Source organism: Pseudomonas sp. HD6515 (assembly GCF_024971855.1).
Taxonomy (GTDB): domain Bacteria; phylum Pseudomonadota; class Gammaproteobacteria; order Pseudomonadales; family Pseudomonadaceae; genus Aquipseudomonas; species Aquipseudomonas alloputida.
The window spans coordinates 1,258,044-1,270,788 of the sequence record NZ_CP079827.1; the positions used below are offsets into that span (position 1 = coordinate 1,258,044).

At 61.3% G+C, this 12,745-nt stretch carries 8 protein-coding genes; 2 read left to right on the top strand and 6 right to left on the bottom strand.

All coding sequences use genetic code 11. From position 1 onward, the window contains the following. Window positions 1-204: 204 nt before the first annotated feature. Complete coding sequence (locus KW568_RS05810; RefSeq protein ID WP_004575667.1) at window positions 205-4,527, top strand: NEL-type E3 ubiquitin ligase domain-containing protein; 4,323 nt, start codon at window positions 205-207, stop codon at window positions 4,525-4,527. A gap of 27 nt (window positions 4,528-4,554) precedes the next feature. Here KW568_RS05810 and glpD read toward each other — a convergent pair whose 3' ends face one another. The 4 genes from glpD to KW568_RS05830 form a co-directional block, all read right to left on the bottom strand. Beyond that, window positions 4,555-6,093, bottom strand: coding sequence for a glycerol-3-phosphate dehydrogenase (glpD, locus tag KW568_RS05815; RefSeq protein WP_003254964.1), 1,539 nt, complete (start codon window positions 6,091-6,093; stop codon window positions 4,555-4,557). A gap of 296 nt (window positions 6,094-6,389) precedes the next feature. Continuing rightward, window positions 6,390-7,145: a DNA-binding transcriptional repressor GlpR gene (glpR, locus tag KW568_RS05820; RefSeq protein ID WP_003254962.1), complete on the bottom strand. Its 756-nt coding sequence runs from the start codon at window positions 7,143-7,145 to the stop codon at window positions 6,390-6,392. Between the two features lie 101 nt (window positions 7,146-7,246). Next, entirely contained in the window at window positions 7,247-8,746 is a 1,500-nt protein-coding gene (gene glpK, locus KW568_RS05825; RefSeq protein WP_004575666.1) for a glycerol kinase GlpK, read from the bottom strand. Window positions 8,747-8,797: 51 nt separating this feature from the next. Continuing rightward, window positions 8,798-9,649 carry an MIP/aquaporin family protein gene (locus tag KW568_RS05830; RefSeq protein WP_003254959.1) on the bottom strand — a complete coding sequence of 284 codons (852 nt, stop codon included), beginning with the start codon at window positions 9,647-9,649 and terminating at the stop codon, window positions 8,798-8,800. A 302-nt stretch (window positions 9,650-9,951) separates the two neighbouring features. On the opposite strand from KW568_RS05830, the gene ybaK reads away from it, so the two are divergent. After that, window positions 9,952-10,422: a Cys-tRNA(Pro) deacylase gene (ybaK, locus tag KW568_RS05835; protein WP_003254957.1), complete on the top strand. Its 471-nt coding sequence runs from the start codon at window positions 9,952-9,954 to the stop codon at window positions 10,420-10,422. Window positions 10,423-10,459: 37 nt separating this feature from the next. Here the strand turns inward: ybaK and KW568_RS05840 are convergent, their stop codons facing one another. Then, window positions 10,460-11,569 (bottom strand): ABC transporter ATP-binding protein, encoded by a 1,110-nt coding sequence (locus KW568_RS05840; protein WP_003254955.1) that lies wholly within the window; start codon window positions 11,567-11,569, stop codon window positions 10,460-10,462. After that, the gene (argF, locus tag KW568_RS05845) at window positions 11,566-12,486 is read right to left on the bottom strand and encodes an ornithine carbamoyltransferase (protein WP_003254953.1); all 921 of its coding nucleotides are present in this window, start codon (window positions 12,484-12,486) and stop codon (window positions 11,566-11,568) included. The genes KW568_RS05840 and argF overlap by 4 nt, the downstream gene beginning before the upstream one ends. Between the last annotated feature and the right edge of the window lie 259 nt (window positions 12,487-12,745).

Consider the following 12,745-nt stretch of genomic DNA (forward strand, 5'->3'; position numbering starts at 1 on the left):
CGACCTTAAACCGCTTGTATTGCTCGCGCTTGACAGTCTCGACATCTCTCCGGGGTTCGCCAGGCCGAATAAATAGCGCTTGCTCGTTCGGTTATCCGAACGCATGGGTCGCCGCACATCCAGATATCGCGTGTGGTAACTATGCAGTGCGCGGCAAGGGCGCAGACGTAGTGTGCTCTGCTCTTTGCCTGGAGAGCTCCACAGATGTCACCGCACCGGCCCCCGAACGATTCCATCGATAGCCTGATTGCCCAAAACTTGCCTGGATGGCTAGTCGACCACGCGCAACCGGAAAGGCTCGATGCGTTACGAAACGCCCTGCGGCGGCAGGCGAACTGCAATGCGCGGCTTGGCCCGATCCTCCAGGCCATCCCTTCTTTGCAGGCCTACGCAGCAGCGTTGCTCAAAACGAAACTGCGCAAGAGCGGCTTCAGCAACCCGGACGTGACGGGCTGGAGGGTAAGGGTCTCGCAGCGGCTGTTGCTGCCCAGCGCTTCGCCTGCGCTGCTGCGGCCCACCTATGTTCGTCGTTCCAGGCGGTCATTGCTGGAGGCGGCGCTGCATAACTATCATCGCAGGGAGACACGCCCCGGGCTCACGCTCAAAGGTGAACTGGTCGATGGCAACGGTAACCGCCTGCCGATGAGCTTCCACGCGTTTGCCTCCGCATGTCGCGAGGTTGACGCAGGGGGCAAGTACCAGGCGTTGCTCACCCACCATCTACAGCCTGAAGATGGCCCGGAGGATGAACCGGGCCAGGCCGTTTCCCGCTTGCACGGGCTGTTCGAAGCGAGTTTCAAGGCCCATTTCGAGGTGGCGATGCGGGTCGCTGCGTTGAAACAGGACATTGACGAGCGCACGTATTTTTTTCTGTTGCCGCTTATTGCCGAAAAGCCGGTGGTGCCTGCGCTGGTTGGCACTGTGGTTCCCCGACAGTTGTACCTGCTGGGCCGCCCGGTTCAAGGCGTGCTGACGCTGGAAGTGCGTCCGTCAGCTGAGGGCGCAGTGGAGTCGGTGGTGCTCTGGGTACCCGATGACCCTCATCAGCCCGTCTCCCGTCATGCCAGCTGGGATGCACTCGACAAGTACCTCGGTAAGCGCTTCCGTGCGCCGGCCTATCGGCGCTTTTTCGCGCGCTTCATTAACGAGCGTCAGCGCATCAATTTCTATCGGGTATTAAACGAACGGGTCGCGCAGGCATCGGCAGCCGGGGTGGAACTCGACGCCCGTTCTGCACCGATCACTGACGCACCGTTCGTACACCTGCGCCGGCAACACCTTGCCAAGATCAGGGATGACGCCAAGGTGCTCGCCGTGCCCACCGATGTCGAAGATGACGAAGACCGCGAAGCGCGCATGCAGGGCTACAAAGAGCTGGGTATGAACTTGCTGAATGTGGCGGGGGCCTTCGTGCCTGTGCTTGGCGAAGTGCTGCTGGTGGCAAATGCGGTTCAGATTGCTGACGAAGTGTATGAAGGGTATGAAGATTGGCGCATGGGTGATCGCGAAGGGGCGTTGAACCACCTGTTCAACGTTGCCGAGAATGTCGTGCTCGGCGGGATGATCGCAGCCGGCAGCCAAGTGGCCGTGCGTGCCCTTGAGCGTCTGGCCTTCGTGGATGACTTGGCACCGGTGTGCACCTCCGCAGGCAAGGTCAGGCTCATGGCCACGGATCTGCCCGGTTACGATGCCCAACCGTTGCGGGGTGTCGGCGCACAAGAATGGTTGTGGCACCTCGATGAGGGGCGTTATCGGGTGATGGAGGATCCGCAGGATGGTCGCTCCAGGATCCTGCACCCTGGTCGCCCCAGGGCCTACCGGCCAGTGATCGAGCAGAATGGCGCCGGCGGCTGGCGCCATGAACTGGAAGCGCCCCAATACTGGGAAGGGCGAGCCAATCTGGTACGCCGTTTGAGTACGCCCCTGGCAGAGCTACCGGAACCGACATGCGACTACCTGCTCCAGGTGACAGGGCTGAGTGAAGCGCAGATTCGCCGTTTACACGTTGAGCACATGGGCGCACCTGCACGGTTGCTCGATGCCCTGGAGCTTTATCAGGCACATGAGTTACACCCGGACTTCAGCGCGCCGCGACTGGCGCAGTACGTTGCTGATCGGCAAGTGCAGCCCAATGGCATCGAGCGGATATTGCGGCGCACTTTCCCCGGCCTGTCGGCTCGCTGTACCCGTGAGCTGCTTCAGCAATGCAGCGGTGCGCAGCTCGATACACTCAGCACCGCGCAGCGGATCCCTTTGGCAGTGGCCGAGCGTGCACGATGGTCGCTGCGCGAAAGCCGTCTGGACAGGGCCTGTGCCGGTTTGCGCCTGCCGCGTTGCGTCAATCCGGACACCGAACGCCTGGCTTTGGGCTTGCTCGAGCGTCAGCTGAAATGGCCGGACACCCTGCGCATCGAACTGCGCGAAGGTAGCCCGAGTGGCCGGTATCTGTCCGGTATCGGCGCAGAGTCTGCGCAGGATGTACGGTGTATCGTGCGCCGCGGCGACGGCTATCGCTACGCCGGTCAAGGTACATCCGGCCCCTACCTGGCGGCACTGTTGGCTGCGCTGGACGAGACGCAGACAGCCGATCTCGGCGATGCCGCTGTCAGTCCAGGCGCCCTGGGCTCGTTGTTGATCGAGGCCGCTGCCGGGGATCGCACCCAAGCGGCTGAGCTCTGTGGCATGCCCCGCCTGGGCGTTGGCCTTCGACCCCCGACCCGTTTTGGAGATGGGCGTATCGGGTATGCCTTGAGTGGGCGAGGCGAGAGCAGTCGGCGTGCCATAGGGCGTGGTATTCACCAAGTGTTTCCGACGATGACAGACGGGGAGCTACAAGCCTATCTGCTTGACCTCATGGAGCGGCGAGTAGGGTTGTGGGAGCACTACAGCCAGCTGACGGGGCAGTTGGCGCGCCTGCGTCAGAGCCTGCGCCAGTGGCGCAGGGATGCCAGTAACCCACTGGACGCGCTGCGCCGCCGTCGGGTCGCTACTGCCGTACGGCGAAGCTGGCGGCGCAAGATAACCGACGAGGCCGGGGACTACGCGCTGATCATCAGCGGAGAGCGTATCGGGAGTCTGCCCGAATTACCGGAGGGGGTGAGCTTTGATCATGTGCGACGGCTGATCCTCAGTGACCTGGGCCTTGGTGAAATCAATGCGGACTTTCTTCGACGCTTTCCCAACCTGATTGAGCTCGACCTGTCCGGCAATCGCCTGACTGCGATCCCTCACGGCATTGAACATATGCCCCGCCTGCGGCAGCTAAACCTGCGCCGCAACAGCGTGATAATGGATGAGGCCGGTGAATTGCGTCTTGCCGGGATGAGTGCGCTGCGGTACCTGGACCTCAGCCACAACCCGTTGGGAAGGGCGCCGGTACTGACGCGCCTGGGCAATTTGCGTGAAGTCAACTTGCGCTCTGCCGGCCTGGAGGCGTTGCCTGAGCAGATTTCATTTCGTGCCCATGTGGACGTGCGTAACAACAACATTCGCACACTGCGCCGAGAGTTGCAGCAGCTGCGCCTGCAGGTGCACCAGTTGTCCTTGCACGATAACCCACTTGGCGAAGCTGACGCATTGCTGCTCGATGAGGCACGAGGTGTGGCCCCGGGCCAGTGGGGGTCAGCGTCCGCACGCCATCGCGCCATTGACAGTGACCTGTTCAATACCTGGGCCAACAGCACAGCCGACGCTGAACGTGATCGCCAGCAGACCATATGGACAGCGCTGCTTGAGGAACCGCATTCAGATGGAATGTTCCGCTTTCTGGCAGACTTCGTCCACGGCGAGGACTTTGAACAGCACCCTGGGCATTACCGCAGCCGAATCTGGCGGATTCTGGAAACGTGTGAGCAGCACGAGCAGTTGCGTCATCAATTGTTTCTTGAGGCATCTGGCCGGCGCAGTTGTGAGGACCGCCTGCTGCTGTTGCTGGAGCAGATGGAAATTGGGGTTTTGGTACTGCGCGCCGTCGAAGATGCTCATGGCAGCCGGATGGAAGCTCGTTTGCTGAGCCTGGCGCGTGGTTTGTTTCGCCTGGACGAGGTCGACCGCCACGCGACGTTGCACGTGCAACGCATGCATGCCGAGCACGCCCCACATATCGATGAAATCGAGACAAGGCTTTTTTACCGACAGCGGCTTGCGCGTCCGCTGGGCTTGCCGATCGAGCTCGACGAAATGCACTACCCAAGTTTTGCAAACGTAACCACCAGCGACCTGCTGCGGGTCCAGGACGCGGTTCTGCAAAATGAGTCGACGGATGCCCTGATTGCCTCGTTGGCACAGCGGCCTTTCTGGGAGCAATACGCGCGCGAGTTTCATGCGCAGCGATTTGAAGACCTGGTACAGCCACTGCACCAGCGGATGGAGGCCCTGCAGGCTCAGGTAGATGAGCAAGTGATCAGCGAAAACGAGTTTCTGCAACGCTGTGAAGCACTGAAGGCTGATTTCGATCGCAGCGAGCGGGCATTGCTGGCGCGGTTGGCGCGTGAAGCCTACGAGCGCTGGGCGAATACGCCCCCTTGACGGATCAAGAGGGCTTCACCGTCGGTATCAGGCTGCGCGGCTATTCGCGCGCACCTTGCGGGCTTGCTGCAGATACGCCTCCAGGGCCATCTGCTCCTGTGCGGTCAGCGACAGGCCCAGCTTGGTGCGACGCCAGATAATGTCAGCGGTTTGCTCTGCCCATTCCTCTTCCAGCAGGTAGTCCACCTCGCGGGTGAACAGCCCGGCCCCTATAGCCTGCCCGAGGTCTTCGGGGCCGTGAACGCCATCGAGCAGTCGCCACACACGGCTGCCATAGGTGAGCACCCAGCGTTTGGCCAGGTCTACAGGCAACCAGCCGCAACGTGCCAGTACGGCATCGATCAGCGCCTGTACCGTTGTCATGCCCTCTGCGCCCGGCAGTGGCGCACTGGCGGTCCAGGGGCCGCGCATCTGGGTGAAGAAGGGCTTGAGTTCAGCCATGGCCGATTCGGCCAGCTTGCGGTAGGTGGTGAGCTTGCCACCGAACACCGACAGCAGCGGTGCCTGGCCAGCTTCTGCCGAAAGGGCGAGTGTGTAGTCCCGGGTCACCGCCGAAGGGTTGTCCGACTCGTCGTTGCACAGCGGCCGAACGCCGGAGTAGGTATGCAGGATGTCGGCTTGGCTCAGTTGGTGGTTGAAGTGCTCGTTGACGACCTTCAACAGGTAATGTGTTTCCTGCTCGGTAATGGCGACCGCGGCCGGGTCGCCGCTGTATTCCCGGTCAGTGGTGCCGATCAGGGTAAAGCGGTCCAGGTACGGGATGCAGAAGACGATGCGCTGGTCTTCATTCTGCAGAATGTAGGCATGTTCACCTTCATACAGGCGCGGCACGATAATGTGGCTGCCCTGGATCAGGCGGATGCCGTAAGGCGCATCGAGCTTGAGGTCGTCCTTGATGAAGCTGGCCACCCACGGGCCGGCAGCGTTGACCAGCGCGCGGGTATGGATCGTCTGGAGGCTGCCGTCGGCGTGCTGCAGCTCTACCTGCCACAAGCCCTCTACACGTTCGGCGCGCAAGCAGCGGGTGCGGGTGTGGATGTGTGCGCCCAGCTCACGGGCCGCCATGGCGTTGAGTACTACCAGGCGGGCGTCATCGACAGCGCAGTCGGCGTATTCGAAGCCGCGGGTGATTGCCGGCTTCAGCGGGTAGCCCGGGCCGAAGCGCAGGCTACGCGAGGCGCCCAGGCGCTTGCGCTTGCCCAGGTGGTCGTAGAGGAACAGGCCGGCGCGGATCATCCATGCAGGGCGCAGGTGCGGGCGGTGCGGAAGCACGAAGCGCATAGGTTTGACGATGTGCGGGGCCTTGGCCAGCAGCACTTCGCGTTCAGCCAAGGCCTCGCGTACGAGGCGAAACTCGTAGTGCTCCAGGTAGCGCAGGCCACCGTGAATCAGTTTGCTGCTGGCTGACGACGTGTGTTGGGCCAGGTCGTCTTTTTCGCAAAGGAAGACCTTCAAGCCGCGACCAGCGGCGTCGGCAGCGATGCCCACGCCATTGATGCCACCGCCGATCACGACAAGGTCATAGCAGTCGGCTGTTGGGGGCTGGGACGAAACTGGCTGGGACACGGGCAAGGCCTCCTGGGGCTGTTCACATCGAATATGAACATTGATGTTCGTTTGCGAAAATATTAGCGCAACAGAAAGCCGGTCGCCAGTCAGTCTCTATAGAAAAAACTGATCAAATGACAACGAAGTGAACATTTCCGAAAATTTAGGGGGTGGCTTTGGTTATGGGGGGGGCGCTGTCTCAGGCATAACTGGCCCGAAACCGATGCAGGCGCGAGCCACGTTCGCGATGCGCCGCGCGGGCCGCACTTGATCTCACGGCCGCCACACATCTGGCGGCATGCACCCACCAGCCCTCAAACCACCTCAAGCCTGATCTTGTTCTGGTTCAACAATTGGGTCAGGGTTGGGGTTGGTGTCTGGTCGGTCACCAGGCAGTCGACCAGGTCGATCGAGCCCAGACGCACCATGGCATTGCGCCCGAACTTGCTGGAATCGGCCGCGAGGATCACTTGCCGGGCATTGGCGATGATGGCTTGCGACACCCGCACTTCCTGATAGTCGAAATCGAGCAGGCTGCCATCCTCGTCGATACCGCTGATGCCCACCAGGGCGAAGTCGACCTTGAACTGGTTAATGAAATCGACACTGGCCTGGCCGACTACACCACCATCACGGCGTACCGTGCCACCCGCCACCAGCACTTCGAAATCGTCCTTGGCGGCCAGGATCGCCGCCACGTGCAAGTTGTTGGTGATGACTTTCAGGTGGTTGTGGTTGAGCAGCGCCCGTGCGATCGATTCGGTGGTGGTGCCGATGTTGATGAACAGCGACGCATGGTCGGGAATCTGCCGGGCTACGGCGTCGGCAATGCGCTGCTTTTCGTCGCGCATCTGGTCGGCACGCATGGCGTAGGCGGTGTTCTCGATGCTCGAATCGTAAGCCGCGCCGCCGTGATAACGACGCAGCAGGTTGAGCTCGGCAAGCTGGTTGATGTCGCGTCGGATGGTCTGGGGAGTGACAACGAACAGCTGCGCCATTTCCTCGATACTGACATAGCCGCGTTCGCGTACCAGTTCGAGGATTTGTTGTTGGCGAGGGGGCAGATTCATGGGCGGTCCTTTGGGGCTGCCGGACAAATTCTGCAATGATGCCGTAGGAAGGGGATGACGGCCAGTGGACGATTGGGGCCGCATGGCGGCCCCAACAGCTATCATGCCTCGTGATCTTCCCAATCACGGGTACGCTCGACCGCCTTCTTCCAGCCGGCATACAGCTTTTCTTTCTGCGTTTCGTCCAACTGCGGGCTGAACTCACGCTCGATGATCGCCTTGTCGCGCAGCTCGTCCAGGCCACTCCAGAAGCCACAGGCCAGGCCTGCCAGATAGGCGGCGCCCAGCGCCGTGGTTTCGCGCATCTGCGGCCGCTCGACGCAGGTGCCGAGGATGTCGGCCTGGAACTGCATGAGGAAGTTGTTGGCCACTGCACCACCGTCCACGCGCAGCTCGGACAAGCGCTGGCCACAGTCCTGCTGCATGGCGTCGAGGACATCGCGGGTCTGGTAGGCGATGGACTCCAGTGCGGCGCGAATGATGTGGTCCACCTTTACACCACGTGTCAGGCCGAACAATGCACCGCGGGCATACGGGTCCCAATACGGGGCACCCAGGCCGGTAAAGGCGGGCACCAGGTACACGCCGTTGCTGTCCTTGACCTTGCTGGCGAAATACTCGGTATCCAGGGCGTCGTTGACGATCTTCAGTTCGTCACGCAACCATTGCACGGTAGAGCCACCATTGAATACCGCACCTTCCAGTGCATAGGCCACCTCACCACGCGGGCCGCAGGCAATGGTCGTGAGCAGGCCGTGGGATGACTTCACCGCCTGGTCGCCCGTGTTCATCAACAGGAAGCAGCCGGTGCCGTAGGTATTCTTGGCTTGACCCGGCTCAACGCACATCTGGCCGAACAGTGCCGACTGCTGGTCGCCGGCGATACCGGCAATGGCAATGCCGCTCTTGGTGTGGCCGTACACTTCCGAAGATGGGCGCACCTCAGGCAGCATTTGCCGCGGGATGCCCAGGATTTGCAGCAGCTTGTCGTCCCACTGCAGGCTGTGGATGTTGAACATCAGCGTGCGGGAGGCGTTGGTGTAGTCGGTGACGTGAACCTTGCCACCCGTAAACTTCCAGATCAGCCAGGTGTCGATGGTGCCGAACAGCAGTTCGCCACGCTCGGCGCGTTCACGGGCGCCGTCGACATTGTCGAGGATCCACTTCAGCTTGGTGCCGGAGAAATACGGGTCGGTAACCAGGCCGGTGGTTTCACGAATGTAGCCTTCGTGGCCGTCACGCTTGAGCTGGGCACAAATCTCGGTGCTGCGGCGGCACTGCCAGACAATGGCGTTGTACACCGGGCGTCCGGTTTCCTTGTCCCACACCACCGTGGTTTCGCGTTGGTTGGTGATGCCCAGCGCAGCGACCTGGGCGTGGCTGATACCCGCCTGGGCAAGGGCCTCGACCATGGTGGCGCTTTGTGTGGCGAAAATCTCCATCGGGTCATGCTCGACCCAGCCCGCCTGCGGGTAATGCTGTGCGAACTCGCGCTGGGAGGTACCTACAACATTGGCGTCACGGTCGAAAATGATCGCCCGTGAGCTGGTGGTACCCTGGTCCAGGGCGATGATGTAGTTCTTATCCTGGGTGTCTGTCATGGTCGTAGGCCTTGCAAGAATAGGGGGTCAGGGCTGTGCGTGATGGCGGCATCAATTGGCTTGAGTATCGCCCTGGCGAATGTCATTTGTCTCAGGGGTCGCGGCAGGCGCCATTGGCAGGTTGCGTGCAATCAGGCCGCGATAGCTCGCTGCACCCAAGCAGGCGCCAAGGATCGGTGCAAATACCGGAACCAGGAAATAGGGAATATCCCGCCCGCCAGTGAAGGCGATTTCGCCCCAACCGGCCAGGAAGGTCATGAGTTTTGGCCCGAAATCGCGGGCCGGGTTCATCGCAAAGCCAGTCAATGGGCCCATGGCGCTGCCAATCACTGCAATCAGCAGGCCGATCAGCAGCGGGGCCATGGCGCCGCGCGGCAGGCCGTTGTTGTCGTCGGTCAGGGCCATGATCACGGCCATCAGAATGGCAGTGATCACCACTTCGACCAGAAACGCCTGGCTGGTGGACAGCGACGGGTGCGGGTAGGTGGAGAACACCGAGGCCAGCTCCAGGCTGCCTTCGCTACCGCGCAGCATGGCGTGGGCTTGTTCGAAATCGAAGAACAGATTGCTGTATAGCGTGTAGACCAGTGCTGCGCCACAGAATGCGCCGCATACCTGGGCCAGCATGTAGAAGGGCAGCTTGCGCTTGTCGAACCCTGCGAACAGTGTGAGGGCGATACTCACGGCTGGGTTCAGGTGCGCACCGGAAATACCGGCGGTGAGGTAGATGGCCATGCTGACGCCCACGCCCCAGATGATACTGATTTCCCAAAGCCCGAAGCTGGCGCCGGCCACCTTGAGCGCGGCGACGCAGCCGGTACCGAAGAAGATGAGCAGGGCGGTGCCGAGAAACTCGGCCAGGCATTGGCTGGACAGTGTGGGTTGGCGCAGAGCAGTCGTCATGTATGACCTCGTTTTTTTTGTTGTGAGGCGCGTGGCGCTCGACAGCAAAACCCGGTGTCTATCCCCATTGACCCCGGGTGATGTAGGAAATGCACCTTATAAGTGCACCGCTTATTCAGAAACGAAAAAATATAGACAAGAAACGCTGATGTCAAAGGTCGAAAGTGAACGGTCAGTCACGATATGGTCGCTAGAATCAGCTGCTGATCCCTGTACTAGACGCGCGCGATTGCGGTGCGGTGGCTGGGATGTGGGAATTGTCCTAAAGTAGCCGCCGAGTCGTCCCTGACTGGAGCCCTTGCATGACCCCCGCCCTAGACTTGTTGAAGAAGCACCGTGCCGAGCATCGTGTGCACAGTTATGAACATGACCCGAAGTCGGCGTCGTATGGCCTGGAGGCGGCAGAAAAGCTCGGGCTCGACCCGCAACAGGTGTTCAAGACGTTGCTGGCAAGCAGCGAGAAAGGGGAATTGCTGGTAGCGGTTGTGCCTGTGGTGGGTACCCTGGACCTCAAGGCCCTGGCCCATGCTGCCGGCGTGAAGAAGTGCGAGATGGCCGACCCGGCGGCGGCGCAGCGGGCGACCGGTTACCTGGTGGGTGGCATCAGCCCGCTGGGGCAGAAGAAGCGCCTGCGGACCTTCATTGATGACTCGGCGCAGAATTTTGCAACTATCCATGTCAGCGCCGGCAGGCGTGGCCTGGAAGTGGAGTTGGCAGCGGCGGTGCTGGCGGAGTATACGCAGGGCACGTTTGCCGGGATTGGTCGAGGCTGAGAACAGGGGGCCGCCAAGCGGCCCCCTGGCGCTGAAGTCAAGTCGCCGAACTGTATCGACGCACGCCATTCTCCTGGCGTGGCAACTGTGCTGCAACGCTACCCGGTACCGGGAATAGCACCAGGTGATCGGCCTTCACTGCAATCTCCACATTCTCACCGACCTCGTGGTCGTTATGGCTAGGGAAGATCGCTTCGAGCTGGCTGCCGGTGGGTAACTGCAGGCGGTAGAGCGTGGATGCCCCAAGGAAACTCTTGCCCACGATGTTTGCCAGGAGCGCGCTGCCAGGTGCATGCACGATATCATCCGGGCGCAGCAGTACATCCACCGAACTGCCCGGCGCCATGATGTAGGCGCGGTTACCGCGCAGCTCACCCACTTCGGTATTGACTGCCTCGTGGCTGCTCATTTGCCCACGGATGAAGTATCCCTGGCCGATGAAACTCGCCACGAATGGCGTCTGCGGTTCGTGGTAAAGGTTATAGGGCGTATCCCACTGTTCCAGGCGGCCTTCCTTGAAGACGCCAACCTGGTCGCTGACGGCAAAGGCTTCTTCCTGGTCATGGGTGACCAGAATGGCGCTGGTACCGCGGCTTTTGAGAATATCGCGAACCTCATGGCTCAGGCGCCGGCGCAGCTCCACGTCGAGGTTGGAGAATGGCTCGTCAAGCAGCAACAGTTGCGGCTCGGGCGCCAGCGCCCGGGCCAGGGCGACACGTTGCTGCTGGCCGCCAGACAGCTCATGCGGGTAACGCCCGCCCAGCCCGCCGAGTTTGACCAGCTCCAGCATCTCTTCGATGACGGCGGCCTGGCGTGGGTGTTTGGCGATACCAAAGGCAATGTTCTGCGCCACGGTCAGGTGCGGGAATAGCGCGTAGTCCTGAAATACCATGCCGATGCGGCGCTTTTCCGGAGCCAGGGTGAAGCCAGCCCGGGAAATGACCTCACCGGCCAGGTGGATTTCACCTTCGTGCACCGGCTCGAAACCGGCGATGGCACGCAGGGTGGTGGTCTTGCCACAACCGGATGAACCCAGCAGGCAACCGATGTCGCCTGCGTTCAGGTGCAGGTTGAGGTTCTGGACGATGCGCTGGTCGCCATAGCCGCAGGCGAGGTTGCGCAGGTTGAGCAGTAGGGGTTGACTCATGCGTGGTGGTAAGCCGGTTCTACAAGGAATTCGAGAAGCGCCTTCTGTGCATGCAGGCGGTTTTCAGCTTCGTCCCAGGCGACCGAACGTGGGTCGTCGAGCAGGTCCTGGCTGATTTCCTCGCCACGGTGGGCGGGCAGGCAGTGCATGAAGAGGACATCGGGTGCAGCCAGGTCGAGCAGTTCGCGGGTGACCTGGTAAGGCGCGAAATGCGCCAGGCGCCGTGCAGTTTCCTCCTCCTGACCCATGGAAGTCCAGACATCGGTGACCACCAGGTGTGCATCACGCACAGCTTCCCTGGCATCCCGGATGATCTGCACGCGGTCACCGCCCAGTGCCATGAAGCGTTGATCCGGCTCATAGCCTTCGGGGCAGGCGATGCGCAGCTGGAAATCGAACTGCCTGGCGGCTTCGATATAGGAGTTGCACATGTTGAAGCCATCGCCGATCCAGGTCACGGTCTTGCCCTGAATCGAGCCGCGGTGTTCAACGAAGGTCTGCATGTCGGCCAGCAGTTGGCACGGGTGCGATTCGTCGGACAGGCCGTTGATCACGGGCACACGCGACTTGGCGGCGAACTCGGTCAGGGTGCTGTGGGCGTGGGTCCGGATCATCACCACATCAACCATGCTCGACAGCACGATGGCGCTGTCACCAATCGGCTCGCCGCGGCCCAGCTGGGTGTCGCGGGGCGACAGGAAGATGGCCTGGCCGCCGAGCTGGATCATGCCGGCCTCGAACGACACGCGGGTACGGGTCGAGGACTTTTCGAAGATCATGCCCAGCACACGGTTCTTCAGCGGTTCGAACAGCACGCCTCGCTTGCGCAGGTCCTTCAGCTCGATGCCGCGGCGGATCACCCCGAGCAATTCGTCGGTGGTGAAGTCCAGCAGGGAGAGAAAGTGCCTAGCGCTCATGAGTGACTACCTTATCTGCAACGGTATGCAGGTCGACCGTATGGTTTTTTTGACAACGGGGGTGACCTGCGGCGTAAGCCGCACGGGGCGGACGAAATAGGGAAAGGCGCAATACTATAAGTAAATGTCGCCTGAAGCCAAGAGGGGAAAAGCGGGGTGATCGCAAAGGGTATTGCAAAGGGTGTCTTTACCCGTTGGCCCGTGCTGTTCTTTATTTGCTACAGACGGTTGTACACGGCTTGCTGGCAATTTGGCAAAT

Excerpts from the sequence above, each read along its gene's own strand:
- KW568_RS05810 (WP_004575667.1), top strand. The coding sequence starts at position 205 with ATGTCACCGCACCGGCCCCCGAACGATTCCATCGATAGCCTGATTGCC.
- glpR (WP_003254962.1), bottom strand. The coding sequence starts at position 7,145 with ATGAATCTGCCCCCTCGCCAACAACAAATCCTCGAACTGGTACGCGAA.
- glpK (WP_004575666.1), bottom strand. The coding sequence starts at position 8,746 with ATGACAGACACCCAGGATAAGAACTACATCATCGCCCTGGACCAGGGT.
- KW568_RS05830 (WP_003254959.1), bottom strand. The coding sequence starts at position 9,649 with ATGACGACTGCTCTGCGCCAACCCACACTGTCCAGCCAATGCCTGGCC.
- ybaK (WP_003254957.1), top strand. The coding sequence starts at position 9,952 with ATGACCCCCGCCCTAGACTTGTTGAAGAAGCACCGTGCCGAGCATCGT.
- KW568_RS05840 (WP_003254955.1), bottom strand. The coding sequence starts at position 11,569 with ATGAGTCAACCCCTACTGCTCAACCTGCGCAACCTCGCCTGCGGCTAT.
- argF (WP_003254953.1), bottom strand. The coding sequence starts at position 12,486 with ATGAGCGCTAGGCACTTTCTCTCCCTGCTGGACTTCACCACCGACGAA.